Source organism: Thiorhodovibrio winogradskyi, assembly GCF_036208045.1.
Lineage (GTDB): Bacteria > Pseudomonadota > Gammaproteobacteria > Chromatiales > Chromatiaceae > Thiorhodovibrio > Thiorhodovibrio winogradskyi.
The window spans coordinates 2,592,075-2,618,941 of record NZ_CP121472.1 but is presented as its reverse complement, the minus strand read 5'-3'; the positions used below and the strand labels follow the sequence as shown (position 1 = coordinate 2,618,941).

Here is a 26,867-nt window from a genome sequence, read left to right as displayed (position 1 = left end):
CAAGCATCGCTCTGATCATGTTTCGTAGATATAGAGATGCTTAAAACGCGGCTGAGGTAATTGCTGCTGCAACTCAGGTTTCAAAACTAAGCAGCGCCTTTGTCCTGAGCCAGTTGCCGTGGCAATAAAGGGATCTTCGTCTGGATTTTTCTGGAAGTTACGATAGGCCAACATGAGGGGCTCATAATGGGAATCGGCATGAACACGCCAGATCTTCCCCTGATGCTGAAAGAAACCAGCCGGCTCCCGGTTCCCGCCAGATGTCTGACCATCGAGACGCATGTGCGTCGGGTTCGCAGCCTTTTGTGGCAAGACCACCTGCTCCATAAAATAAGCAAAGCTGCCATGGTTCGCGGAAATATCCTCTTCTCCCACATGGTCACAGACTGAAACAAGGGTTGATCTGCTCAACACCTTGGCGAGTTCCTCATAAATCACCCACTGCCGCTCGATGGAAAGTCGATCAATACGGGCGAGGATGTCGGCGGCGCTCATGTTGTCATAATGCGCGTTCAGTGCCTGTTTTAACGGTTCGAGCTGGGTCTGCTCCGCTGGGGTCAGAGGAACCGGGGGTTGTTCGATAGCGCGCAGTAGTGCCTCGGTTTGGTGTTTATCGAGGGTTTCAATCTCACGCTCGCGCGGCAACTGGGCACGCCAGGCGGCGATGTGGCATTGGCGTTCTTCATTGTTGATCGCGGCGAGACGCTGATCGGCAAGCGCGAGCAGGCGCTCAAGCGCGTGGCGGTCTGCTTCACTCAGATACGCCGGTGCGGCAGCCAGCTCCGCGCGCAAACGCTCGCAGTCGCCGCGATTGGTGGTCGGTAATTGGTCGGCGAGCGACAGACGTGGCTTCATCCAATCGGACGAGCGTTTTTCCTGAGCGCCAATCCGCTCCGCGGCCAAGGCTTGGTAAAGGTGCGCAATGTCCCATGCCGGTTCAATGTCATCGGCCTCAAGCCCCGCATTCAGGGCCGCAAGCTGCGCAGGAATCTGCTGCTCAAGCAGCGAGCGCAGCCGTTCCGGACTTAAATCCCCGCTCTCCCAAGCGCTGAGATCCGCGCTGATCAGCTTGAGCTGGCGCATCAGGCCGGCAATTTCCGGCTCGTCAGGGGTATCGAGAAACAGCCGCTGCAAGCGTTCCAAATGCGCCAGCGTCTCCGTCAGCGCCGCCTCGCCCTCCAACGGCACCTGATAGATCGCACCTAAAACATCACGACGCTCAGCGAGCGCTTTCTGCAATCGCTGCTGGCGCGCGCGAATCGCCCCGACCCGTGCTTGGATTTCCTGCGGGTTCAGCACGGATGCCGCGCTCTCAACCCCCTCGATCAGAACATCACCGCGCTGAATACCGTCGCGCAACTCGCGCACCAGCGTGGATGCATCCGGCTCCGGCAAACGTGGATATTCGTCGCTCTCGTCGAGGATGAGTCGAAACTGCTGACGGTTCTCGACCTGCATGATGGCGCGATTGGCCTGCTCTTCGAGCGCTTGGGCCTCGGTCGTGAAACCGAGTTGGCGCAGACTTTTGATCGCTTTGTCCATGCGGGTGCGAAATCCGCCGACATCGGTCACATTTTGACAGCCTTGGCGGGGAATCCAGTCGCCAATGTGCTCGCCGACCAATTCGCGCCCGATCAGCAGCAGCTTCTCGCAATCCTCGCCCAGTCTCGCGGGCCAGCGCTGCTCGTCGTCCGCATCCTCGCGTGCGCGGGCCAGCGCGGCGGCAGTCTTCAGTAGCTCGCCCACCTGATTCTGCCGCGCGGCGCGCTCAAGCTGCTGCTCCCAGCCTTCGATCTGGACGCGAAACTCGCGCAAGTGTCGCTCGGCTTCAGTGGACTTATCCACCAGATAGGGAATGCGACCTTCGAGGATCTCCGGGATAGGATCAGCCCGGCGCATCTTTTCGGCATTCCGCGCCAGCTCAACCAACTTTTCATAGCGGGTTTCCGTCTCCCAGCGCGTAAGGAATTCCCGCCAGCGCCCCTCGCTATCTTCGGCCAGAAAACGCAGCCGAGTCTTCTCAAGCAGCGCCAGCTCAAGCTGATGCCGACCGCGTTGCACCGGAAAGGCGGCTGTCACCCAATCCGCCGCCGCAACCAGCTCACCGCCCTGCTCCAAGCGGCGTGGTGGATGCTGGCCACCGATCAGCAGCCCGAGCAAAATGCCCGCCGAGGCTGCGTTCATGCCATAGGGCGGCGCGATCAGTTCGCGATAGGATTCCCACAGCGAGCGCTCTGGCTGCTCGCCATGGGCCTGCTTCAGTGCCTCAAAGGCGACTTTCACCTGCTCCTGCTTTGGCTCAGCCAGCTGCCCGCTGCTCGGCAGCGCACGCCAACTCTGCACCAGCAGCGTATTCACCCGGTTCTGCAGCCGCTTGGGTTGCGCCTGCACCCAGGCGCCATCGACCTGGTGGGCGATCAGCCCGCGCGTCAACTGCGCCGCATCGGCCGGACCGCCGCCGGCGCTGGTGGCAAAGCCGTCAAAGGGAAAGGGCAGCGCCTTAGGATAGACTTGGGCAAAAATCTCGGCACCGGCCTGATTCAGCCGACCTTGGGGCAACTCCGTCAAGCCCGCCACCCAATACAGGCGCGCACGGATCGTCTCCTGCACCGCCGCCTTCAGCACCTCCGTGGCGCGCTGGCGTTCTTCAGGCAGAAAGCGCCGAAACCGCTCCTGATCATCCGCGCTCAACTGATCATCAAACACCTGCAAGCGCCCAAGCTGCGCCGCGATGCGCCCATCTTCGTCGGCAACACCCACCACCCAGATGGGCGCCAGGTCGAGGCGGTGCTGCGCCAACTGTTGCTGAAAATTCGCGCACACCAGCGCATCGATCTCAGCCTGATCGTCCTCGCTATGCAGATACAGAAAAATCAGCCGGCCTTTCGGATCTCTTGGCCCCACCGCAACCTTCCAGTCGGCAAAGGCCGTTTCCAGCGCCTTGGCTAGGCTGTGCCGATGCGCGAGTTGGGAAGCAAAGCACCAGTCCGGCGTGGCAATGTTCCGACGCTGGGCAAAGTCCGTTTCCCGGTCGCCCAGATCCGACACCACAGCCGCCGCACGTGCCACAAACAACTGCCGCGCCTGTTCGGCCGTCACGGCGGCCAGACGCGCGCGCAGCCAGTGCTGGAACTGCCCGCGCGTGGAGGCATCGGCGATCAGCTCGTACTGCCCGAGATCGGCATTCCATTCCAGCGCACCCAACTCATCGGTCAGACGCGCGAGGGCAATCTTGACGCTTGGCTCCAGCAGTGCTGTCGCTTCGGCAAGCAGCGCATCGGCCTCGGCGAGCGTTTGCTTGCCAACGCGCATCTTCTCCAGCACCGCCGTGCCAGCCAGGACTCGTCGCTCTTCGTCACCGAGATGAGCGCGGAATTTCTCCAGCAGCATCTGCAAGGTCTCGGCCACCGTGGAACCGGTCTGCTGCTCGGCGGCGATCAGCTCCGGCAGTAAACTGTGCAACACCAATTCCGCCGCGCTCACTTGGCGTGGCCGTCCGTCGGCTTGTACTGCGGTCTCAGAGGCGATAGCGCCAATCACATCTTTGATAAAGGTCAGCGCCGAGCGCGACTGCACCACATCGCGCTGTCGAGTCAGGAACCAGGTCGCCAGCGGATGCAGCGGCCAGGCCCCTGCAACGATCACCCGCGCGAAGCGTTGTGGATCAGCCCACACCGGCAGCCGGTCAAAACCCGGCAAAGCACGGCTGAGGCGCTGCCAGCTCAACTGTTGCGCGCGTACCGCCTCAGTCGGCTGCCACAGCGTCTCGACAGCGGCATCCTTGCCAATCATGTGCGCGAACAAGGTCTCCAGATTGGTCGACAGATAGCGCTTTTCGGCGGCGTCATAACGGGTAATGTAGCGCTGTAAATGGCGCAGATCCGCGCTGCCAAAACGTCGCAGATAGGCTTTTAACTCGTATTGAATCAGCCCGAGAAAGCGCACCTTCGCGGCATTGTCCTGCACGCCCTGATACAACTGCTGCAAGGCCGCATCGCCGGCCAAGCGTGGTTTTTCGGCGGCATATTCAAGATAACGCCCAAACTCATCGAACAGAATCAACACCCCCGCGAAGGGACCATCCGCTCCGCAATAAACATCCGCGAGGGTGTTGATCAAATCCTGCGCCGACTCCTGCCCTGTTGCCGGAATCGGCATACCGTTGGCTTCCGCATAGAGGGTATCAACCTCCGCATAGACGGTGTCATCTTGCTCGCGCAAACGGGCGACGATAGACTCCAAATCCAGACCGGGCAGCCGCTGCGAGAAAGCATCGGTGCGCAGCGAATAATTGCGCTGCACGAACTGCTCGGCGACCTGAAAACGCGGCGAGAGTTCGCGAATCGCGCCGGCATCCAGACCATACTGCGCCAAGCGTGCGAGTACCGCCGCATTCAGCGCCTGCCCGAGATGAAAGCCGGCCATCCCATCGAGGCAAAGCACCAACACCGGGTGCTTCAGCTCAGCGAGCCCGGTCTCGATCTGACGGGCAAGATCCCTGTCGGCTTCGGCAAGATGCGCGAGTACTTGCCGGGCGGGCGGCTCACCCGGCGCGCCAAGCAAAGCGGCCAGCGCGGTGGCCAGATGCGACTTACCGGTGCCATAGCCCGCCACCGTCAGACAGAAAGGATTGACCTCGCCGCCGCGCTGCCCGGCATTGAAAGACCCGACGAGTCCAGCAACGAAGCTTGCCGTATCCGTCAGTCGATAGGCACTCTCGATACCATCCGCCACCGCATCGCTAGCACCGTGAAACTTCGGGCCATGGAAGACGAAGGCCTCGGCTGCCGCACGCGCGCGCTCAGGGCGTTCCTGCACCCAGCGCAGTTGTACCGCCCCGTCGAAGAAACGCTCCTCATTGAAATGCACCAGGTTGCCGATTTGCATGGCCTCTTCCCTCTCCTCATTCAGAATCAAACCAACCCTGAATACAAAGACGCCGTGAGCCGTTCGCTATCGATCAGGCGCAACAGCACCGGCGACCCGGTATAGCGATCCAATTGCAACCAGCCCTGCCCGACCAGCCATTGCAACCAATCGCTCCTGGCCTCCGGCCCCCAACCGAGCAGGGCTGACCAACGCGTCGCACGATCAAACTCGTCGAAGCTGATCTGCGTGTGATCGCCAAAGAGCACATCCCACTGCTGCCACAGAGAGAGCGCATAAGCCGGATAAAAGCTGCCATCACAAGGGGCGCTCGCACGAACAAAGGCCCCCTCCTCCCCAATAACGGGAAGCAGCACACCGGCATCGCCAAAACAAGCGGATTCGGTGTACATTCTCGGCACCAGCGTCGACAGGCCTTTGAGATACCCGAGTCCGCCGTGGCGCTGCGCCAGAGCCTGATGGAAAGCGGCCACGCGAAACTCGCGGCCAAAGAGCAAGGGTCCCTCGGCGAGCAGCAGGAACCAGGCATCCGCAACGCCGCTCGCCGGCTGACCCAGATCAGCCCGTCGGCACAGCATCAAATGCAGCAGCCATTGGGTCACAGGCTCACTGAGGTAAGGATCCTCGCGGCGCACCTGCGCGCCGAGCGTCGTCAGCTCAAGCTGCCATTGACTCCCCTCTCGCGCGGCGGTCAACAACCCCATCCCCAGACCATAATGAATCAGCGGCACGACTTTACCGGTCGAACGTCCAGTTGGAATTCCGGTCGCGGCGCTGATGGTCTCCTTGTCACCGACACCTGACCCTTGCGCAAACTCAAGCAGCGCCGCAAGCAGACGCCGCTCTGGAAGGAAGGTTTGCGGGAAGTTCAGCGGCAAGCGTAAGCTGTTCGCAGCTTCTGTATGAAAAAGCGTGTTATCGTTAATTGCTTGCATCAAACACTCGCTCCTCCAGCGCACTCACCTTCACCAAGAGCGGCACCGTCTTTAACGCGCCACTGCTGGTTTCCACCGGCCCCAGGGACCAGCAATAGCCGCGTTTCAATTGCGCCAGGCGCTGGGCCCAATCGGCTTTCGACTGACTGGTGATCTGCCCGAGCAGGGTGGCGAAACGGTCGATCTCGGTATCCGCCGGCTTGAAGAACAGCTTGTGCGCCGCCTGGAACAGGCGGTCGCGCTGTTCGTTGTTGAAATTACTGGTCGTCTGGGTGGCCAGAATCAACGACAAGCCGAATTTCCGCCCTTCGCGTAACATCTTGTCGATGGGCGAATCGGGGCGGTGGTCAAGGTTTTGGATTTCATCTAGCACAACCGGAATCGGGCGCTGGGTGCTGCCGTGGGTGCCTGCATAGTCGTACAGATCCCAGAGCGCGAACTCGGTGACCAGCTTCTGGATTTCCCGGCCCAGGCTTTTCAATTGTAGAATCTGCACCCAATGCTCAGGGTCGGCGAGCATGTCTTGCCAGGCTGGACCATCGCCCTCGCGGAACGGATCCGCCTTGATGAGCGGCTCCAATTTGCTCGCTAGGGTCACGCCATACTGATTGTGGTCGCGCAAGCGCTCCGGCAAGCAGGACAGCGAAAAGCCGCCACCGCTCGAAACGCCAGCCTCCAACACGCTGACGAGCGTGGAAAACTGCTGGTCGCCCATGCTTTCGTAAACCGAGCTGAAGATGCTCGCGACCCTGGTCGCAACCTCATAGGGGTTCTCCGGCACCGGCGGCGCATTGGGATCGACAACGAGCTGCTGGCGGCGGAAAGGATTCAAGGGCAACTTCGCGGTACGGACAAAATGGCTGTGCGGTGCCGCCATCGTCTCGAACAGCGGTGCGACCTGCCCCGGCAGGAAGCCATCGGTGTAATCGACGATCAGCGCATGCTGGCGCTGCGCCGCCATCTCGGCGAGCAAGCATTGGATCGCATACGTCTTACCAGACCCGGAGGAACCAAAGGCCAGCAGATGACGATTCGGCAGGCGCTCATGGCCATAATGCCAATACACCGGTGTATTGTCGGCTTTGGTGCCGAGCAGCAAGCGCTCCGGCACCTCGGCACTGGCCGCCACCACCGACTCGATGCGCAGCGGCGGCTCTCTCTCGGCATCCCGCTCCTGATCAGCAGGATAGGCCACCGCCAGATTGCCCTGATAGGGATCGGCCACCCTGCTGTCGGGTAACGGGCGATGGCTGACCAACCTCGGCGGGCGCGGCGGAACGGTTCGGAAGCCCGGACGATCCGCCAGCGACACCACATTGTCCCGACGGCCCGTTTCTGCGGCGGCCAGCGCCGCTTCTGCCCCGGCTTCTGCCGTCAGCGGCGGCACCTCGGCCTCCCCGCTGCCCGCACGCACCGCCGTTGCCCGCACTCGCGCGGCCGCATCGCCAAGATCGATCTGCCCGAGTGGGGCGGTTTCATCGAACAACCGCATCAGCCCGACATGGCCGAGCGCGACCTGATAGATGACGAAATCATCATCCGAGCGCAACGGCGCACGGATCACCCCCGCCGGCAGCGCGAGCGGTGTGAGCACCGGCTCCGCACCCGGCTCATTGGTCCAGAAAGTAAAGAGCGCACCCTGCCAGGCGATCTCGAAATAGCCCTCGGCCAGATTCTCCAGTGCCTGATCAAGCTGCAGCCATGCCTGCTCGGGCAGATTCACCACCACGCGCGAGGCGAGCGCGCGCTGCAACTGCGCCCACCAGTAACGGCGATCAAAGCTGTAGCGATGCAGATCGTCGCGATTGGGCGCGAAAAGCTGCGTCAGATGCGCCAATCCGTCCTGCACCTGATCGCTCGCATGCGCGAGATGCACCGGATTGTGCAGCGCGAATTTGCACTCAATCACAGTCGCATGCACCAAGGGCAGATCATCCCCGCGCAGTTCAAGAGACAATTGCAGCAGATCGGGCCGATGCGTGAATGCACTGTCCGCAAACCAATGCAGCAGCGCATCCGCCGGCAATAACTGGCTCACCGTCCCTGGCGGTGCCGCCAGCGCGCGGCGAATGGCCGCGAAACCGACCACCTCGCGAATGCGCTCGCCCTGCCCCACCACGGCACGCAAGGACGACAAGCCGATGATCTCCTCAGCCTCCGCCACCACCCGAGCGGACATCGCCTGGAGCGCCGGGCCATCCTGATAGGGCAGAAGCTCGATCAGCTCGCCATGCACGCGCTCGGCCAGCGCCTTGAGCGTGTCCTGCTCAGTGGAAATGGACAGATTCAGCTCGCCATAATCGCCCAGCCCAGAGGTGAAGCCGACAATCTTGCGCTCATCCCCGTGCTCGGACACGCGCAGCAACTGCTTGTCGATAAAGGGATCAATGCAGGCTACCCATTGCGCATGGCGATGCAGCGTCTGCACCACTGGCTGCCAGGGAGTGTAATCAATCCGCCCAAACACCAGATGATCCCGATGCCCATTTTGCGGATGCCGCAGCCGCGCCGACAGATCGGCATGATGGGTTTGAATGCGAAGGCGTCGATTACTCAGCAGACTCTGCCGCCGGGTCGGGTCGGTCGCGCGAATCGGGCGCGGATACTCGCTGATAGGAAACTGCCCGATGTTGGTTGCATTAAAATCGAACGCAAACGGCAGCGCCGGCTCCGTCTCCCCGGCAAGCTGGCCCTCCAGAAAGCGGAACAAAAAGGCAATGTCATAGAGCCGCGCCTCCTGACCGAGCCGCTCGATCATTGCCTCGCGCCCCGGCGCGTAGCGATGCCCGACCGAGAGCACCAGCGGACGGCCACTTTCGCGATAAGTCTCTGCCACCTGATGACGCCAGGCCGCGAGCCGGTTTTCCATCGCCATGGGCGAGGACGAGGTGGTATAGACCATGACCTCGCAATGAAAAGCCGGCCAATCTTTGCTGGTCTTTTTCAGATAGCGTTTCAGGAACAGGTGCACACCCGAGAGAATGGTCCCCAGCTCGGCCACATGCAGCGCCAGAATGCGCAGCCCATCCTCGGCAAAGGGATAAAGCTGAAGATAATCCTCCAGCACCCGCAGCACGATCTCCTGTTCCTCGGTCGCCGCGATGCTGTCGCTGACATCATCATCGTCATCGCTTTCCTCATCGCGCAGCAGCGTCTGCACCGCCAGACTCTTCGCCGTCGCGCGTTTCTCCCCGAGATAATGCAGCAGCCCGAAGGACTTGATCTCCGCCGATAAGTGTTTGTGCTGATCGACCACCAGCCCGGCGAGCGGGCGATGCATCTCCACCAGTTTCAGCAACTGCCCGAAAGCCGCGTCAGCCTCGCGCCCGAGCACCAAGGCCGCTGCCACCTCCGGGAAGCCATCGCCGAGAAAGCGCAGCCGCCCGGCCATCAGCTCCAGCACCGGCGGGCTGATGCCGAGCACCAGCGCCGAATGTAAAAACCCATCCTGCGGTGCCATCTGCCGATCAACCAACAGAAACGCCTTATACAGCCGGTTCAACAGCTCCTGACTACCGAGTAATCGCGGATCCAGCACCCGCGCGGCCAGCGCCTGATAGTGCTGCAACAACGGCAGGAAATAATCCGCCATCGCCCGATAGAAACCCTGCTCGACACAATAGGTCAGCCAGGTTCGATACGCCGCTGACAAGGCCAGCACCTGCTCCCAGAGTTGCGCATCGACCTGCGCCGGCGACAGCCCATCGAACAGATTCAGCAGTTCAAGCTGGTTCAGCGCATGGCCGACCAGGCGATTGGCCTCCTCGGCATCGGCGGCATAAAAGAGCGCCGTCATCTCTACATCCGGGATGCGAAAAGCCGGCAAGAGCTGATGCGGCTGCGGTGCCTCGTTCCAGCGCGCCAGCACCGTGCGCGCGCACTCGATCAGCACCCGCTCAGGCGCGGTCGGCTCCAGCGCCCACTGGAAGGGCCGCGCATAGCCCTCCTCATCGTCGATCAGATCGACGAACACCTTAAACTGCAAATGCGGTCGCGCCCGGCTGGTGCCGTACTTCAGTGGCGGTTCGTCTCCTTCCGCAAGCGGCAGATGCAGCCGAATCGGCACCACCCGCTCCCAGCTTGACGGCGAGCGCTCGGCCTGATCGCTATCGACCGGCAGGCGCAACTCCAGCCCCTCGAACAGCTCCGGCAGCCCGCCAAGACAGCTTTGCAGCAATTCCTGCGCGAGCAGATTGGCGCCAACACCACCGCTATCGTCGGATTTCAGATCATGCTGAAAGCTCTGCACCTCAATGCGAATTCCCTGCAACTGTTCCCACAGCGGCTCGCCCGGCGTTCGCGCGACATCCTTCAGCGTCTGCCACACCGCTTCAAGCAAACTCTCCAGACTGAGCCGCTTTAGTCGCGTGGGTTTCTTAGGTGCTTTTGGCTTGGATTCCCGCTGCTTCAGCAATTTCAGCACCGGCCCGAGATCGGTCTGCAATAACTGATCACGCGCCTGGGTGTCCCCATCGCAAATAAAGGTCTTCAGGGTATCGAGATAATCCTCTGCCGTTTCATAGAGCGGCAGATCCTCGCACGTGCGCGGCACCGCCAGCCCGCCATTCGCGAGCGCATCCTCCAGTTTCTTGACCGCCTTTTTCTGCTCCGCCTTGCTCTTGAAACGCCGGTGGGAGATGAAATCCGCCGCCGCGGTGATCTGCGCACGGCTCGCCTTCGCCGAACCGATGTCGAAGAACGGCGGAATATTCCAGAACGGCAGCGCCGCATAGAAGCGCTCCGTCACCTCCGTCAAATTGAACAGATCGCGGCCATCCTGAATGACTTCTGCCTCCAGAAAGCCCGCCAGCCGCTCCAACTGCCGGGGCCGCACCGCGAACAACTCCTGCAAGACCGCGTCCAAGCGTTCCATCTCGCTCGGCGTTGCCTCCAAAGCAAAATCTTCGTTCAGCCGATGCACCCACGGCAGAAAACACTGCCCCATTGCCTGCCAGATGCGCGACTCATCGACGCAATGGAAGCTCGCCAACCCGCCCTGATCCGAAGCATGATTCAGCCCGACCAGCACCACCACCAGCCCATCATCCCCAGCGCTGCGGGTGCGATTGCGATACCAAGTCAAGCGATCATCTTGATCGATCCAGCGCCGCTCGCCATCCTCCCCCACGCCGCCGAGCCGTTTCATGTCCTGATCCAGTTCCGCCCGCCGCCCGCCGCGATACCAGTCTTCCCAAAGACCGGTTGCTACCCGAAAATGGCATTCGATCCGCGTGCTCGCTCGCCACTTGTCCGCGTGTTGCTCCAACGCCTCGAAGAACGCGAAAGTGTTATCCGGCGCCAAGCTCTGCACGATGAAACGCGCCTCGCGCGGACCGCCCGGATCGCTCAACACACGATCCCATTCGCTGGTGACATAATCCGTAAGCGTTGCGTTGAACAAATTCAAAATCGATCCTCCCCAGCGCCTGGGTTATGCACGATAGAGACAGCATCCGATAACTCGATCAAAAAGCCGCCCTGTTGCAGTGCTTCCTCCACCCAAGCGATGCTGACATCCAAGCCATAGGATTTCTGCTCGCTACCGCCAGACCATGCTTGGGCGGTTGCTAAAGGCTCCCCGCCCAACGCAATGCCGTAATGCGCAAAAACACGATGATAGAAGTCGTTTAGGCGCAGGTATTCGCCGGGTCGGACGAGAGCTGCTACCAAAAAGCGCAAGTGACCGGGGTTTAGAACAAAGCGTTCGCCCCGTCCTGTTGGAGGTATTACAAGACCAATTTTTTTTGCGATTCGCTTAAAAATCTCAAAGCCATTCTTATCTGCTTCATTCATACTTGACTTGACCCCTTGCGGCATCAAGTCTTTGCGCCTCAATACCCGATAAAGCAGCGCGTCAATTCGACCAAGCGTTGTTTCAGCCAATTGCCGAATCGCCGTGCGTGGCGGCGCTGACGGATCACTGGCTATCCAGCAATAATTTCCTGTAAAACCAGATGTTTTGATTGTCTGATTGTCGGCCCTTGATGCCTGAAAACAAAGGCTGCGCAAGACATGGAAAGAACAAAGCGTTTGCAATAAATCAAGCTTTTCCAATGAACTCAATGGCATGGAACAAATATTGTTCATTTCCGAGGCAAACAGCAGCGCTTCAACCCTTGAAACAGCTGGGACCCAGCCTAGTTTTGCCGAACCCTTCTGTTTGCGAAATTCATAATCGCAAAGCTTGCGTTCAATCATATTGGCCAGTGAATTCAGCGGGCGAATTGCATCTTCGAGAATTGCACGTAAATCAACCTGTAGCTGATGTTCAATCTCCTGCAACCTAAGATGAGATACATGCCTATATTCCGGTCGTTTAACAATCTCAGTAATCTCGGGTGCTTCTGGATCGCTGAAAAGATTGGCTAATTGAAGAAACAGGAGTTCACCACCACGAGCCATAAAGTTATGTCGATCCGTGACAAAACAGTCTTCAGCTTGATGCCATTCATTCAGTTCCTGATTGCCCAACGCCTTCGAATGCTGCCAATCAAGCTCTCTGGCTAACAGCATATTGGATACAGGCAGAAAGGTATGAGTCGCCCAAGTCCGATTTTTCGCAACGCCAACAAAGCCACCAAACAGGCTTTGAATGAGACGCACGGTATCTTCTTGTTCAGCTTGGGTACCCTTTACTGCGGAACGAAGTTGATCAATAGCTGCGAGATACGCTTGGCGATGAACGGGATGGCGAGTTTCGAGCTTTGAAGAAGGGAAAAAAGCAAACAGCTTTAACGAAACACGATCCTTCGGCCAATACTCTTCGAGAGGTCCGATGCCTTCGCAGGCGCGAAATTTGAATTCGCCATTTTCCTCAGAATCGGGGTTACACTTCGGTGAAACAAAAACCAAAAGAAACTCCGCGAGATACTCGATGGGTGTTTGATCTTTATGGTAACGCCGACCGTAAAGACGCAGCGCGGGATTGCTTTTGCTATTGCTGTCTTCTTTTTCTTGCGAAGGAAACGGAGCTAGAAGCTCTTGGAGTGGCATGGTCTCTTCAATTTTCACGCTCATTGGTAGATCTCCAGTCGCTGAGCAGCCTCATCGATAAAATACCGACTCATCTCGACCTGACCGTCGATCGTCGCTCTTAGAATATGAATTTCCGCATCGTTCGCATATTGTGAAGCGAACTTCAACAATTCGGCACCAAACCATTCCAATTGGGCTAAGTGAATCTGCGACAGCTCACTCCCCAGTTCGCCGCAGTGGCGCAATTCAATGAAATCCAGCAGCGGAAGCGTAAGATCTAAGCGGAGATTGCCTTGGGGAAAGACGAGCTGTGGCACCCTTCGGCACGAGTCATAGCCAAGCTCGAATTGATCGAAGTCCAGCGTGCCCATGACCAACTGCGTTGGCTGAACAACGGCCCGATCAGGTCGGCGCAGAGTCAAATACAGGCGGCTATGCTGCGCAGAAAACTGGCCGGCGCTAAACCCTGAAAATATCTCTAGCAAGACACGCAGACAGGCGTCACGCAATCTTTTCTGCTCGATGATATGCAGGGATAAACGACTTTCCTGCGTCCAGCGGTCGTAGTCTCGTAAACGCGGCGACTGTAGAAACGACCCTAGAAATACTTGAGCGCTCGCGCTTTGATTTACGCGGGAAAGTCCAAACAGATAAAGCATTCGCCTTTGGGCAAAACGCCAGCGCACGCCAACGGATTCCCCGGCCCGGCCTGCCCAATAGCGGCTTAGGTGATTCAACGCAGGAGGCAACTCGGCCCACAGACTGCCTTGGCCGCGACCAAGTTGACCTGCAAAATCGGCCCCGATAGGACCACCAAACACCTGCCGGCGCAAAAGCTCGACCGCGCGCAGATTCCTCGCATCCGGACAGTATTGGCCCATGCGATAGCCAAAAAAGGTCTCACTGAACAGAATGCTCTCGAGACCAGCCGTGCCGCGTTCCGCGCCTTTCGCAGTAGAAGTGCCAACTGACTCCTGCGCTGCCTGGCAGCTCATGCCGCCGGTCAGTGAAAACGCCAGGTGAGCCACCATCTGCCGCAACGTCAGGCGCTGCTCGTAGGCCGTCAACCGCTGATAGACCAAGCGTACCCGCTCTTCGGTCGCCGCACCGTTGTGTGCAACCGCATCGCGATTGAGAATCAGCGGACATGCCTCGCGAATCGCGCAAGACTCGCATGCTCCCCAGCCTGGATGTCGAACCATCCGCCCAAGAATGCGTGCGCCCAGAGTCACGTTGTCGAGCCTGGTCATATTGATAATGACCAGATCCTTGGGAAATACCGACAGAGTGTGAGATTCAAGCTCCCCATCGACATAGGGCAAATTCAGCGCCTTGAGAATGCGGCTTTCGATGCCGTCGAGCGCTTCCCTCTCCTCGGCAAAAACCCGCAAGCTGTTCAGCAGCGGCCCGGTGTTGCTCACAATCAACCAAGAACCCGGCTCACCAAAAGCAAGCCGCAGCCATTCCAGCCGCTGGTCGCCACTTAGCTCACTCATGTCTTTAATCACATCAATGCCGCGTCCGCTGATACGGGCATCATCAATGTGTTCACGTTCTTTCAGGGCTTTCTGCAAAGGCTGATTTGCTGGCAGACCGCGCAGTTGTTTTAGCGCATCGAGCGCAACCGTCGATTTCCCATCGCCCGCGTGACCGGTCAGAACCACCACACGATCAGTCGGGCCGCGAAGTGTTTGAATAACATCAGCGACGACCGGAAAGGGCTCGTACAATTCGGCAAAATACTGATTCAGCGCCTGCGACTCAGCGAGTGCATTCGCCCCCGATGCACCGATGTTATGCAGAGAGTTGAGATACGCAACAAAAGGGTTTTGATGCGGAGTTTCTTGCGCCGCTGTTTCAGCAACATTATTTACTTGTTGAGTATTCATAGCATGGTTCCTGCAACCGAGAGTCGCTGTTGCTGACGTCCCTTTGCCGTCTGACGATCTTGCGCTTAACCCCAAGAAATGACGGAGTTGCTCGTGTTGCTCTGGCAAAAAGAAGCGCTCAAGCAACAGCGCTGCAAGCTGATGATAGATTTTCTTTTCTTTCTGACACTCATCGTATATTTCTTGTTTTAGGCCACCGCGAATGCTGCGAGCAATCAACTCGGATCGAAACAAGTGCCCAACGCTAGTACGCTTGAGTTCCTGACTTAACTCAATTTCCCAAATTCCATCATTTTCCAACTTACCAAAAGGATAATGTGTATTTTGGTTTTCTAATGCTTCCGGATAGAATTCCGCACAGATAGTCTTTAATTCTCTATCCCATACTACGAACCTTTCCATACGCGGCTCGTCCCGATCACATCGGGCCAGCGCAACCAAAAGAAGGAGCGGTTTATGTAGCGCTGGCTTCCCATGTAAGGAACCTGTTTTGATACCCTTGAACAGTCGTTCTATATCTTTTTCCATTGCTATAGACTGCAAAGGATGCAACCATGGTCTTCATCATCTTCGCTGTTACCAAATCTATCGATAAGCTTCCTTGATGGCTTGTTTTTTAGAGACACCGGCTCGGCTTTCTCGGCGCGCTCCACAAGCTCATCGAGCGTGCCAGATTGATTCCATGTGTATACCTTACCCGTTTCCTCATCGGCTTTTTCGTAGGCTTTTGCCCGCTCGTACAAATCCGGATGATATTGTTTCAATCCGGCCCACTCCTCACGGCGCTGAAAAAAGCAAAAATAACACCCTGACCGGCTTCTCCATTCGTAATAGCGCGGCATACCAAGGCCAGCTGATTCGAGTATGTCCTGAATATCGTCTTTAGTAAGACCGTCTTCCTTGAAAGGAAAGCGCGTCCTTATATTCCGTTTGCTGGAAATATAGCCAGCGCGATCTGGCTCATCCGCACGAATAGCCACATAGGAGATCACTTTATCGTTTCCGACAAACTCTTCAAATGGTAAAAGCTTAAGGTTGAATGTACACCACCGCTGCTTTGGTGATGGTAAATAATTCTTATGGAATTTCAGGTAGTAATCGAATGATCGCGCGGAATTCAAGCGCACAATCGGTTTTCCGAGATAATCTTGGAGCAAATCAATAAACTCCAAAGTCTCCGGCAATTCCGCCCCAGTGTCGGCAAAGAAATATTCCATCTCCGGCACTCGGTCACGCATATAGATGGCAAGCGCGGAGCTGTCCTTGCCACCGGAGAGACCAAGCAGATGGCGAACAGGTGGTTTTGCGGCGAGGTCAGTCATGGACAATTCCTTCAGTGCTTGCTGCGGGAGGGGTTTGAGGTGACAGTTGTTCCAGCAGCGCGGCGATCACGGCGAGCTGCTCGTTCGGACCGATGTCACTCAGTTGTTTGGCAATGTCCTGCGCCTTGATGCTGGCGCGCTCTTGCTCCTGGCTACTGAGATGAATCACATGGCTTATCTCACCCTGATGAGATTGGACGCGCTTTAGCAACACGGCCTGCGGGCTAGATGCATTACTCGCAACGCCGCGCAGACAGTCTAGGTCCCGCACCTGTTCGGCTCGCGCCCGCAGGCGCAGCGCGGCTTCGCGACGGTGTTCGTCACGCCATTTCGCCGGCGGCATATTGGCGACGAGGGTGGCGACAGATTCGAGCCAAGCGGTATCGCTGTCATAGCGGTTGTCGCACAACCTGAGAATGAAGGCGCCCAAGCCCCGGCGATCTGGCGTTAACTCCTCAAGCCCCTGGTAACGCCCAGCAATGGTCTTGCGTAACTCGGCCAAGTCCTCTGGCGGGTCGTAAAGCAGCGCTTGAGCAAGCTGACGCTGAAAATCGTCGCGCAGCGCGGAATAGGCGTACTTCAGCTCGCGAAGGGCCTCGATCAAATGGTTAAGAAAGTCTTCCAGCGCGGTGCGTTCAAGATTGATCAAGCCCCTTGGCGGGATGTCGCAGGCGCGCGGTAGATCCTCAAACAGCAGCGTTCCTGGGCTGGTGGCCTGCTGAATGGCGCGCCGCACGTCTTTGGCGCGCTCAGACAGGTCTGTGCAGTGCTGGCTGTAGTCGGGTAGCCCGTTGAGGAAGCTCACCAGCGGGCGGACGATGCCAAGCAGGCTGGGGTCGTCCGGCACCCGCCCGATGATGGATTGAAGGTAGCGATCAAACAATTCGCCACGCAGGCCGCCTAAATCGAAGCGCTCAAGCGCGAACAGGTCAGGGCGACGGCACAGCAGTTCGGCCTGATCCAGGGTAAGGCTATCGCATAGGACGCGCTCCTGATAAAGCGCCACTTCGCGTTGGTGGGCGATCAGATAAGCAATGATGAGCACCGGCAGCGAGCCGAGCTTCACACCAAAAGGCCGGCGGCTCAAATTCGTGTAAAGCTCAGTCAGCGGCACCTGGCGCTCACCGCTTTGGCCCAAGGTCTCATTGATGGCGTCCCACAGCGGGCGCAAGCCACAGGGGTCGCCGCCGCCATCAGCACCGGGTTCGGGCGGATAAATGCCGAAATGGCCGTTTTCTTCGCGATGCAGCCGGGTTGCGTCAAGCAGATTGAGATACAGGCTTTTCTCGGCGGGAGTTTTTTCGATACCCAAACCAGGCTTGTCAGCGGCACCGAGCATGGCGGCGATCAACCGCTTGCGCCCGAGGTTGGCGCTCGGCGAGGGGGCATCGCGGTTGATCAGCTCATTGTTCAAGCGCGGGGTTTGGTTGTAGTGGCGTTCGACCCAGTCCGACAGCAGGGCTTGCAGGTCGCGGCGGTGGTTGATCTCTTGTTCTTTACCGTCGCTGAACCAGCGCAGCCGCTCGGGTTCCGCGGTCAGACTGCGAATGATCTGATGGGCTTCCTGCTCGGCATGGCTGAGCCAAGCGCGGTGCTCGCGCGCGGCGACCGGGTCTTGATGCAGCGCCGCTTGTTGTTTGGGTAATTCACACAGGGCCATCCATTCGTCAATCAGTTCTCGCAGCCGCTCGGTGAAGGGGCAAAAGGCGAGAATACCGCTGGGCAAATCCGCCGGCGGCTGCGCCTCCTGCGCACTAGCAAGATAAAACCACAGGGTTAGCTCCTGGGGATTGGCCGGCGCGGGCTTCCAACGCTCGGCAGCGGTAAACCGGGGGATGAAGGCACGCAGTGTGCCATTGTCGATAGTGACCCTTCTTGCAATGATTGGCTTCAGCGGAGTGAGAGCGTTTAAGGTGTCGGCGAGCGAGCGCCCCGCCTGAGCAGCGATTGCCTCGGCAAGCGCTGCACGCAGATCGAAGTCGGACCCCGCCCAGACACGGAAATCTTGGCTGAATTGGCGAAAGTGAATGGCCGAGCAGGCCTGGAGCCGTTCGAGCAAAGCTGGAAGTTGCTTGAACATCTCTTTCAGCAAGGCAGGGCTGGCTTTGAATCCGCGCTGGGCGCCGATCAGGTTGAAGAGGCCGATGGTTTTTAACAGCGCGATAAGGTCTGGACCATTCGGGTCCTCTGCACTGATCTCCAGGCGTTCAAGCGCAGTAACCACTTCGGCCCAGCAATGGTCGGCGAAGGGGCCACCAAGGCCGGCGTTCTGGTTAAGAATGAAATAGTCGTATAGATCCCAAGGCCAGATCCATTCGCCCAAAGTCAGACGGCCCAGGCGCTCTTGCAGACCAAAGGGCTCACCGCTGCCGAGGTAGGAAAAGAGCGTTCGTTCATTCTGAGCATTTTTTTGGCACAGAGTGGGAAGGATCAGCAGACTGAATGGGTGCAGAGGGTAACAGCGAGTAAAGAGTTCCTCGGCTTCGGCGGATTCAAGGCCGTGCGGAAGGGCACCCTGCTCGGCGAGGAGCGCAGTGACATGGGCAAGCCGCTCCCGGATATCCTTGGGGAGTTCCTGTAGCTTCGGCTTGCGCACGAAGGCGGCGGCGAGCACCCGCAGAGCTTGCTCGGCAGTTTCGAGAAAGGCAATGGTCTCGAAGCGGCCCTGAACTTTCTGCCACTCATCGCGCAACTCGGTGCCTAAGCGCGCGCCATAGTGCTCAAAGGCCTGGTGTAACAGGACGATGATCTGCACCGGAATAGGTTCGGGCTCGCAGCTGTGCTCGGCAAGCAGTTGCAGCAGATGCAGCTCGGGCCGTTCGGGATGGAAGGCGGCGTATTCGAGGAATTTGCCGAGTTCGTCAATTTCTATCAAGACACCCTGCCCGCCGGCTGTCTTCCAGGCGTTCTGAACCTGTTTCAGCAGGCGCACGACTTCATCCATCGGCGGGCCGGCTTCGGCCTGGCTCAGCAATTTTTCCCGCAGGCGCGCATCCAGGCTGGCCTGCTCGGCGGCGCTGGCAAGTGCCAGCAGAAACTGGCGTTGCAGGCTGTCTGGCAGTCCACTGATGGCGACGCGCAGATACCCGCTGCTCGAAGCGATCGCGTTAGTGATTTGATCAGCCAATTCGGAATCGACTCCGCGCAACACCCGCCCAGCGGTCTGCGCGGCCTCGGAATGCGGGTCGGACAGCAACGCGCCGGCGAACAGTGCGAAAGCAGACTTACCAACACCGTAGGGACCAATGGCGGCGAGCGCGCGTGGCCGGGGTTCTGCGGTCAGTCCAGCGGCTATCTGGCTCAGACATTGCCGGGTGCGGGAGGTAGGCCGATAGGCGGCGATGAGTTCTAACGCTCCGCCATCGCGGGCGAGATTGATCGCTCGGGTATAAACCGACTCGATCTCGATGCACTCGGCGAGCACAGGTGACTCAATGTAATTAGTCACAAAAAGTATCTTCTATAGTAGTCCCGCAACACTGCTAACGGCTCCGGGCGACGCTCACGATCGCGCCAGAACAGTTGATGCAGACCCGCGGTGTCGCGCAGTGCGTACTGATCGGGACGGGTGGCGATCAGCCGCTCAAGCTGCGTCATCAGTCCTTCTTCATTTAGCCGGAACACCGCGCCAGGCGCGGCCCAAGCGCCCTCGGCATAGAGGATGGAACGCACCGGGAGGGCTTGAAGATCGGGCTCGGCGGCAAAGCGCTGCGCGAGGGCAAAATCCAGCGCCAATTGGGGCATAAAAGGACGCGAAGTGCGCGGACTGCGGTAGCCCCCGTCCGGATCGGCTTCGACCAGACCCAGCGGTGCGAGCAAAGCATCGAGATGTTCATCGGTGCGCCCCGGCACGGCGGCGTAGAGGCGCAGCAGGGTGGATATATCAGATTTGAGGGTAGTTTCTGCACGAGTCGTCAGATGCAACTCGGTGGCGGCAAAGTCTTTCATCGCCAAAAGCGCATCGGCGTCTTTGAAGCGAGGCGCGGCGAAGCGGTTGAAGAACCAAAAAAAACCGGTCGCCATCTCAGCATTGGAAGCAATTAGCCAGTGGATGATCCACAGGGTCGCGTCATCTTCTAGATAGGGATCGGCGCGCTCACCAAGCAGCGCATCACCCAAGGCGGTGATACACGCAGGCGCGGCATTTTGCTTCGTGTCAAACTCAACCAAGTTGCAGACACGCAGCCAGTATTGAATGGCCTTCACCATGTTGCGCCCAACACCAAGGGTGCGCATCGCCTGCTCATGTTGGTTGAATACATCTGCATCCTGCCGCAGCGCCATCAGGCTCTTCGGCAACCAGCCGACGCGCAACGGAAAAGTCTCGTGGCGACCGAAGCTGGTTTGCTGGTGTTTGAGCTTCATGGCGGGATGCTGCGATATCGAGCTAACTTTCTAGGAATGTTTGCTGGCAAGCAATCACAAAGCGGCGCGTAAACCAAAAACCGCCCTTCGTTTTCCAACGCACGACGTGGGAGGCATCTCCTTTGGCCGCCCTGGCCGCTTGGCGAAGGCAATTAAGCTGACACAACACATCAAATCGAAAGGTTCGCATTAAGCGCCTCGTTGCCTTCGGTAACAGATCATGATGGATCATCCATGCCTGCGGAGAGGTCAGACATGCTTCAACAAAGCGGAGCCAAAACGCGCGCAGTTATCGCTCAAGTTGCGATATAATGGCTACAAATAACTAATAATTGTGGCTTTAGCGCCATAAATAAAACGAATTTACAGTGCCTCACAAGCTGCGGCAGGGAGCCATGGCTCAGGCCAGACGTGATCAACACGGATTTTTCCGTGTAGACTAAGCCTAAATCCACATGAAGGCAATCACTGGGAGATGCTCAATGTCGCATCCATGTCGCACTACTTACGCAAGGACTTGCGTAACACAAGAAAATCTGTTCTCAAGACATCGAGACCGGTAGGTGAACCGCAACGGGCGCGGCCTGTGCGCGGGTTTCTGCTTCGGAGCTAAGCTTGCAACAACTTCGGGCGAAGCCGTAGCCGTAGCCACTGGCAAGATCAACATCATAACGGCGCGGAGGCAGGCGAGCCCATGGCCACCATCATCCCCTCCGACCTAACCCGCCTGGCACTGAGCGGCGCCCATGAGCCAGAGATTGCCACCCTCGCCGTGCTGCGCGATCGCCTGCCGGCGGCCTACACCGTCTTTCACGGGGTGCATTGGACTCGCCAGTACAATGGCCACACAGTCTATGGCGAGATCGACTTTGTTGTGCTCAACCGCGCCGGGCAGGTGCTGTGCACCGAGCAGAAGAACGGTCCGCTGGAAGAAGCCGATGGGCAGCTGATCAAGCACTATGGCGACAGCCGCAAGAATGTCGGTGAGCAGATTCAGCGCTTCTTGCCGGTCGATGTGCTTGGTTTGTATATCTACTTGCCGTAGTAGACTCAAAACCGCCCATTCGAGGAAAGCGAATTCATGACCGCCATTCAATTCAAAGTCCCAGACCAGGTGGAACAAGCCTTCAACGCCGTCTTTGCTGACCAGGATAAAGACGCCATCATCGCTGATTTGATGCGCCAGGCAATCGCTCGCGCCGAAAGCCAAGGGCAACGCCATAAGGCAATCAGCCGAATCCTCGACCGCCGGACACGGGCGCCAATCAGAACCGAGGCAGACATCGCTGCTGCCAGGCGCGAGGGTCGCCCGTGAACCTGATCGTCGATGCCAGCGTCGCCCTGAAATGGTTCTTTCGCGAACGCGAGGACGAAGACGACGTTGAGCCAGCCTTGGCTCTACTCGCTGGTATCGACACCGATCACTATCGGCTGTGGCAGCCCCCGCACTTTCTTGCGGAAGTCGCTGCCGTGCTCGCCCGCGAGAAGCCCGATGCGGCTCTGGAGGATCTGGCCGATCTCCGCCTTATTCCATGGCACACCGTTGATAACCAAGTTTTCACGACCATCAAAACCGAAGGTCTGCTCCTGCCACCAGAGCTGATCGCCCGCGTCGCGAACCTCGATCCCTAGCCGCCTGGCACCCGCGCCGAGGATTACAACCTGCCCAAAGGCGAGCGCATCAACGAAGCCACCAATCGCTCCTGGAATCGCCTGACCGCGCTATTGACCCGCTTCCGCAAAGAGCTGGACACTCGACATCAAGGAGACGCCACCATCGGACTGTCCCGCGTCTTACATCTTGTTTCATTTTATGAGGGTTAACAAAGATGACCAATAAAATTCAAGATCTGGATGTTGTTGCTTTACTTCGCGATATACCAGAAGAAGGATTAATTAAAGGACAAGTTGGAACCGTGGTTGACCAACTTGGCGAATCCGCTTATGAAGTTGAATTCTGTGACAATAATGGCAAAGCTTACGCAATGCTTGGAATTCTTGAAGAGGATCTGATTGTACTTCATTACTCGCAAGCCGAGGCTGCGTAGAAAATAATGAGGCACCAAACTGAATATTTTTAGAATGAAAAATATGGCGAGATACGTGCCTGTTATCCCAACGCTCTCGACAAAGTCCGCCCATTTCCCATCAGGACAGCCATCCCATGGCCACCATCATCCCCTCCGACCTGACCCGCCTGGCACTCTCCGGCGCCCACGAGCCGGAGATCGCCACCCTCGCCGTCCTGCGCGATCGCCTGCCCGCTGCCTACACGGTCTTTCATGGGGTGCATTGGACTCGCCAGTACAAGGGCCACACTGTCTACGGCGAGATCGACTTCGTGGTGCTGAACCGCGCCGGGCAGGTGCTGTGCATCGAGCAGAAGAACGGTCCGCTGGAAGAAGCCGATGGCCAGCTGATCAAGCACTATGGCGACAGCCGCAAGAATGTCGGTGAGCAGATTCAGCGCTCGCTCGACAGCATCCGCGACAAGTTCACTTATCAGCTCGGCAAGCAGCAGCGCCTGGAGCTCGAGTATCTGATCTACTGCCCGGATCATGCCGTGCGCCAGCTGACGGCGCCGGGCCTGGATGCCGAGCGCATTGTCGATGCCCCGCAGCGTGAGCGCCTGGCTGAGCGCATTCAGGCCATTCTACCGCCGGGGCCGGCAAGCCAGGATGCGCGGGCGCAGCAGGTGGCGGGATTCTTCCACCAGACCTTCGAGGTGGTGCCGGATGTGCATGCCTATATCGGCGAGCAGGAGCGGCGCCATACCCGCCTGTCCCACGGGCTGCTTGATGTGCTGGCCAATATCCGCATGCGCCAGTTGCGCCTGCATGTGCTGGCCACCGCCGGCAATGGCAAGACGCTGGTGGCGCGGCATTTCTTCGATGACTGTCTGAAGCGCGGGCAGCGGCCGCTGTTGTTGTGCTTCAACCGCCCGCTGGCGGAGCGGCTGAAGCATCTGGTCGGGCGCGGCGGGATGGTGGAGACCTGGTATGGCTTCTGTGACCGCTTTCTGAAGGCGCGCGGCGTGACGCTCAATTTCGCGGACATGCACAGCGATCCAGCCTTTTGGACGGCGGCGGCCAAGCAGGTGGAGGAACAGGCGCTGACGCAGGAGCCGGCGGATGACTGGCGCTTCGATACGCTGATTGTCGATGAAGCGCAGGATTTCGAGGGCGACTGGTTCGAGGCCGTGCGGCTGTTTCTGCGCGAGGACGCGGCCATGCTGTGGCTGGAGGACCCGAATCAGAATGTCCGTTCGACCACGCCCATGGCGTTGCAGGAGCAGGACTTTGTCGGTTACCAGTCGCTGCTGAATTACCGTTCGCCAGAGACCATCGCGCGCTTTATCCGCCAGGCGTTGCCGGAGTTCAAATTCACTGGCGCGAACGATCTGCCGGGGCTGGGGGTGCAGGTGACGCCCTATCAGGAGTCAAGTGAGCAGCCGAAGCTGGTCGGCCGCCTGGTCGGGCAACGGCTAAAGCAGCGTTTTCAGCCGCAGGATATTGCGATTCTATCCTGTCGGGGTGTCGGCAGCACGGCGCTGAAGGTCTGCGCGCGGGTCGGGAATCATACTCTGAGGCGCTTTACCAATACCTACGATCTACTCGGCAATCAGATCTACTCTGACGGGCAGATTTTGTTCGATACCGTGCGGCGGTTCAAAGGCCAGCAGGCGGCGGCGGTGATTCTGGTCGATGTCGATCCGCGCGAGACCGATCTTCAGCGCGAGTTGCAGGTACTATTCTGCGGGCTCACGCGCGCGACCGTGCATCTGGATGTGGTCTGCGCGGAGAGCAATCCGGTGGTGCGGGAGCGGATTTTTCCGTTGGCTTGAGTACAGACAACGCAAGCTCACCCGGCGTTCCGCGCCCCTGATGTCCGAGCAGCAAGATTCTGCGGCCTTCATGACGTATTCGAACGTACTCCCGGCTGTTCGGGCTGGATGACAAGGATCTGGGCCGCGCTCACTTCCAGTATTTGGCGCAGTTCAAGAATTCAGCGTCTCGCCTGAACTGACATCCCCCACCGGAGGCCATGCATGTGGGACCTCCTGCTGCATGGCTTTACCCCGGCGCAGCTGGCCTTTCGCAGCGGCGGCCTACCCTGTGCCAAGCTGCTCTACACGCTAAAACTCCTGCGCGACGCCTTCGCCGGGCTTGAGATTCTGCGGCTTGCGGAATACCAGAGTGAGTTGCGCGAAGGCACCGGCCATGTCGGCCAGGCGGCATTGATCGACTTGGTGGCCCGCAAGCCACTCGCCGATGCGACTTCAGCGTAAGGCAGATCCGCACCAAGTCCCCTTGGGCGCACGCCCGGTTGGCCCCAATTCAAGCCAACCTCAAACAAGACACGGCGTTCCGCCAATGCCCAACCAAGATACCTCCATTCAGGATTTCAACCCGCTATTGCGCGTGCTCTACGATGGCGGCTGTCCGCTCTGCCGCCAGGAGATCGCTCACTATCAACGCCTCAGGCCCCGCCGGCCAGTGGACTGGATCGATATTGATGCCGCCCCGGGTACCTGCGAATCGCTTGGCATCCGCCGCGAGTCCGCTATGGCGCGGTTTCATGTGCTTGAGGGATCACGTATTCACACTGGTGCCGAAGCCTTTGTCGTGCTCTGGTCCGCGCTCCCGGGTTGGTCTCTGCTGGCCGCCTTGGCACGGGGCCTGCGATTGCTTCCCGTGATGGAACTCGGCTATGCCTGGTTTGCCCAGCGTCGCTGGAAGAAGCGCTGCCAGGATGATCGGTGCGCGGTCATTTGATGACACCGCCCCGTCATTTGCGTCGGCTGCCTCCCCTGGGTGACCCGATTTCTCCATCCCGCCAAGTTTCCCATCAAGGCCGTCGGCTGCTGGCGCAACCATCGCCTATCAGCCGCTCGCCGTTGTTGCCTCCGTCATTCGACTTCGACCGCGCCATGACAGACCACACCCCATCCGCCGACCTGGCTGATCGCACCGCCTTTCGGGTGCTCCTGCCCATCAGCTTCGCGCATTTTCTCAACGACACCATGCAGTCGTTGATGCTGGCCATCTATCCGCTGTTCAAATCCGGGCTCCATTTAAGCTTCGGCCAGATTGGGCTGATCACCCTGACCTTTCAGTGTACCGCCTCCGTGCTGCAACCCCTCGTCGGCTACTACACCGACCGCCATCCCCAGCCCTTCTCGCTGGCCTTTGGCATGGGCTGCACCCTGCTCGGATTGCTGCTCTTGTCGCAGGCATCCAGCTTTCCGCTGGTGCTGATGGCGGCCGCCCTGGTGGGCTCGGGCTCCTCGATCTTTCATCCCGAGTCCTCGCGCGTGGCGCGTATGGCCTCGGGTGGACGTCACGGGCTGGCACAGTCGATCTTTCAGGTCGGAGGCAACGCCGGCACGGCGGTCGGCCCCTTGCTCGCCGCCTGGATCGTGCTGCCCAATGGCCAGGGCAGCATCGCCTTCTTCTCGCTGCTCGCCCTCCTGGCCATGCTGGTGCTGACGGGCGTGGGCTTTTGGTATCGTCGCCAGCAGCGCGACCCAAAACGCAGCGCCCCAGTCACCCATCATGGGCTGCCGCGGGGGCGGGTCGCGCGCACCCTTGCCGTCTTGTTCGCCCTGATGTTTTCCAAGTTCTTCTATCTGGCCAGCATCAGCAGCTATCTGATCTTCTATTTGATGCACCAGTACAAGATCGACACCCAGACGGCGCAATATCACCTCTTTTTCTTTCTGTTCGCGGTCGCGGTCGGCACCCTCTTGGGCGGTCCGCTCGGTGATCGCATCGGACGCAAACGGGTGATCTGGATCTCGATTCTTGGGGTCGCGCCCTTCACACTGGCCCTGCCTTACGTCGGCTTGGGCGCCTCGGTGGGGCTGACACTGGTCATCGGCTTTTTGCTGGCCTCGGCTTTTCCGGCCATCGTGGTCTATGCCCAGGAACTCATCCCAGGGCGCATCGGCACCGTCTCCGGGCTCTTCTTTGGGCTCGCCTTCGGGCTGGGCGGCATTGGTGCTGCCGTATTGGGGCAGCTCGCCGATCTCTGGGGCATTGTCCAGGTCTACCAGATGTGCGCCTTTCTGCCGCTGATCGGTCTGCTCGCGGTGTTTCTGCCCGATCTACGAAAAGCCCCAGGTGAGGGCGTCACGGTGGACAGGGTTGCCGTGCGAGCCTGAGGCAGTCGAACAACGCCCGTTGTGCGATGTTCGTCAAGCACATAGCAACTCTTGCCCTTTGACAAACACGGACTTTGCTCTGGCGCATAGCCAAAATTGTCGCGCACATACTGCACTGCGTCTTGTTCGTTGACCCGGTCGCCGTTCGCCCATAGCCAGTGCTGCGTGTAAACAGTCGGACAACCGCTCACGAGCCTGGGCGGCTTCTTCTGCGGCGCCCGCACAGCATCTCCGGCATGGAACGACTGAGCTCTCCCAGGTTCCTGGGCGACCCGTGCGTGCATGCCCTGCTCTCAGACCCCGGCGGAGTCCCGGCATCAGGCCAGAACAA

Annotated in this window: 16 protein-coding genes; 8 read left to right on the top strand and 8 right to left on the bottom strand. The window is 59.0% G+C overall.

Translation table 11 applies throughout. The annotated features are described in order from the left end of the window. Nucleotides 1-15: 15 nt before the first annotated feature. Genes Thiowin_RS11615 through Thiowin_RS11580 form a run of 8 tightly spaced genes read right to left on the bottom strand, consistent with a single transcriptional unit; the run spans nt 16 to nt 20,373 of the window. Nucleotides 16-4,887 carry a coiled-coil domain-containing protein gene (locus tag Thiowin_RS11615; protein WP_328987880.1) on the bottom strand — a complete coding sequence of 1,624 codons (4,872 nt, stop codon included), beginning with the start codon at nt 4,885-4,887 and terminating at the stop codon, nt 16-18. A gap of 26 nt (nt 4,888-4,913) precedes the next feature. Next, nucleotides 4,914-5,822, bottom strand: a complete 909-nt coding sequence (locus tag Thiowin_RS11610; RefSeq protein WP_328987879.1) for a hypothetical protein — start codon at nt 5,820-5,822, stop codon at nt 4,914-4,916. Continuing rightward, the gene (locus Thiowin_RS11605; protein WP_328987878.1) at nt 5,809-11,229 is read right to left on the bottom strand and encodes a type IV secretion system DNA-binding domain-containing protein; all 5,421 of its coding nucleotides are present in this window, start codon (nt 11,227-11,229) and stop codon (nt 5,809-5,811) included. Before Thiowin_RS11605 ends, Thiowin_RS11610 begins: the two co-directional genes overlap by 14 nt. Then, nucleotides 11,226-12,839 carry a hypothetical protein gene (locus Thiowin_RS11600; RefSeq protein ID WP_328987877.1) on the bottom strand — a complete coding sequence of 538 codons (1,614 nt, stop codon included), beginning with the start codon at nt 12,837-12,839 and terminating at the stop codon, nt 11,226-11,228. Before Thiowin_RS11600 ends, Thiowin_RS11605 begins: the two co-directional genes overlap by 4 nt. Then, complete coding sequence (locus tag Thiowin_RS11595) at nt 12,836-15,214, bottom strand: hypothetical protein (protein WP_328987876.1); 2,379 nt, start codon at nt 15,212-15,214, stop codon at nt 12,836-12,838. Before Thiowin_RS11595 ends, Thiowin_RS11600 begins: the two co-directional genes overlap by 4 nt. 2 nt (nt 15,215-15,216) lie before the next feature. Then, a complete protein-coding gene (locus Thiowin_RS11590; RefSeq protein WP_328987875.1) occupies nt 15,217-16,008 on the bottom strand; it encodes a phosphoadenosine phosphosulfate reductase family protein in 792 nt (263 codons plus the stop codon). Continuing rightward, on the bottom strand, nt 16,001-19,456 hold the full coding sequence (locus Thiowin_RS11585) for a hypothetical protein (protein WP_328987874.1): 3,456 nt from the start codon (nt 19,454-19,456) through the stop codon (nt 16,001-16,003). Before Thiowin_RS11585 ends, Thiowin_RS11590 begins: the two co-directional genes overlap by 8 nt. Next, the gene (locus tag Thiowin_RS11580) at nt 19,453-20,373 is read right to left on the bottom strand and encodes a DUF4007 family protein (RefSeq protein ID WP_328987873.1); all 921 of its coding nucleotides are present in this window, start codon (nt 20,371-20,373) and stop codon (nt 19,453-19,455) included. The genes Thiowin_RS11585 and Thiowin_RS11580 overlap by 4 nt, the downstream gene beginning before the upstream one ends. A gap of 694 nt (nt 20,374-21,067) precedes the next feature. Here Thiowin_RS11580 and Thiowin_RS11575 point away from each other — a divergent pair. The 8 genes from Thiowin_RS11575 (at nt 21,068) to Thiowin_RS11540 (ending at nt 26,536) form a co-directional block, all read left to right on the top strand. Continuing rightward, complete coding sequence (locus tag Thiowin_RS11575) at nt 21,068-21,418, top strand: nuclease-related domain-containing protein (RefSeq protein ID WP_328987872.1); 351 nt, start codon at nt 21,068-21,070, stop codon at nt 21,416-21,418. A gap of 36 nt (nt 21,419-21,454) precedes the next feature. After that, nucleotides 21,455-21,688 carry a hypothetical protein gene (locus Thiowin_RS11570; protein ID WP_328987871.1) on the top strand — a complete coding sequence of 78 codons (234 nt, stop codon included), beginning with the start codon at nt 21,455-21,457 and terminating at the stop codon, nt 21,686-21,688. Beyond that, nucleotides 21,685-22,005 (top strand): PIN domain-containing protein, encoded by a 321-nt coding sequence (locus tag Thiowin_RS11565; RefSeq protein WP_328987870.1) that lies wholly within the window; start codon nt 21,685-21,687, stop codon nt 22,003-22,005. The genes Thiowin_RS11570 and Thiowin_RS11565 overlap by 4 nt, the downstream gene beginning before the upstream one ends. A 197-nt stretch (nt 22,006-22,202) precedes the next feature. After that, a complete protein-coding gene (locus Thiowin_RS11560; protein WP_328987869.1) occupies nt 22,203-22,421 on the top strand; it encodes a DUF4926 domain-containing protein in 219 nt (72 codons plus the stop codon). Nucleotides 22,422-22,537: 116 nt separating this feature from the next. Next, complete coding sequence (locus Thiowin_RS11555) at nt 22,538-24,217, top strand: ATP-binding domain-containing protein (RefSeq protein ID WP_328987868.1); 1,680 nt, start codon at nt 22,538-22,540, stop codon at nt 24,215-24,217. Nucleotides 24,218-24,421: 204 nt separating this feature from the next. Continuing rightward, on the top strand, nt 24,422-24,661 hold the full coding sequence (locus tag Thiowin_RS11550) for a hypothetical protein (protein ID WP_328987867.1): 240 nt from the start codon (nt 24,422-24,424) through the stop codon (nt 24,659-24,661). Between the two features lie 85 nt (nt 24,662-24,746). Continuing rightward, nucleotides 24,747-25,148: a thiol-disulfide oxidoreductase DCC family protein gene (locus tag Thiowin_RS11545; protein WP_328987866.1), complete on the top strand. Its 402-nt coding sequence runs from the start codon at nt 24,747-24,749 to the stop codon at nt 25,146-25,148. Between the two features lie 155 nt (nt 25,149-25,303). Further along, a complete protein-coding gene (locus Thiowin_RS11540; protein WP_328987865.1) occupies nt 25,304-26,536 on the top strand; it encodes an MFS transporter in 1,233 nt (410 codons plus the stop codon). Nucleotides 26,537-26,867: the final 331 nt, after the last annotated feature.

Excerpts from the sequence above, each read along its gene's own strand:
- Thiowin_RS11615 (WP_328987880.1), bottom strand. The coding sequence starts at position 4,887 with ATGCAAATCGGCAACCTGGTGCATTTCAATGAGGAGCGTTTCTTCGAC.
- Thiowin_RS11610 (WP_328987879.1), bottom strand. The coding sequence starts at position 5,822 with ATGCAAGCAATTAACGATAACACGCTTTTTCATACAGAAGCTGCGAAC.
- Thiowin_RS11600 (WP_328987877.1), bottom strand. The coding sequence starts at position 12,839 with ATGAGCGTGAAAATTGAAGAGACCATGCCACTCCAAGAGCTTCTAGCT.
- Thiowin_RS11595 (WP_328987876.1), bottom strand. The coding sequence starts at position 15,214 with ATGGAAAAAGATATAGAACGACTGTTCAAGGGTATCAAAACAGGTTCC.
- Thiowin_RS11590 (WP_328987875.1), bottom strand. The coding sequence starts at position 16,008 with ATGACTGACCTCGCCGCAAAACCACCTGTTCGCCATCTGCTTGGTCTC.
- Thiowin_RS11580 (WP_328987873.1), bottom strand. The coding sequence starts at position 20,373 with ATGAAGCTCAAACACCAGCAAACCAGCTTCGGTCGCCACGAGACTTTT.
- Thiowin_RS11575 (WP_328987872.1), top strand. The coding sequence starts at position 21,068 with ATGGCCACCATCATCCCCTCCGACCTAACCCGCCTGGCACTGAGCGGC.
- Thiowin_RS11570 (WP_328987871.1), top strand. The coding sequence starts at position 21,455 with ATGACCGCCATTCAATTCAAAGTCCCAGACCAGGTGGAACAAGCCTTC.
- Thiowin_RS11560 (WP_328987869.1), top strand. The coding sequence starts at position 22,203 with ATGACCAATAAAATTCAAGATCTGGATGTTGTTGCTTTACTTCGCGAT.
- Thiowin_RS11555 (WP_328987868.1), top strand. The coding sequence starts at position 22,538 with ATGGCCACCATCATCCCCTCCGACCTGACCCGCCTGGCACTCTCCGGC.
- Thiowin_RS11550 (WP_328987867.1), top strand. The coding sequence starts at position 24,422 with ATGTGGGACCTCCTGCTGCATGGCTTTACCCCGGCGCAGCTGGCCTTT.
- Thiowin_RS11545 (WP_328987866.1), top strand. The coding sequence starts at position 24,747 with ATGCCCAACCAAGATACCTCCATTCAGGATTTCAACCCGCTATTGCGC.
- Thiowin_RS11540 (WP_328987865.1), top strand. The coding sequence starts at position 25,304 with ATGACAGACCACACCCCATCCGCCGACCTGGCTGATCGCACCGCCTTT.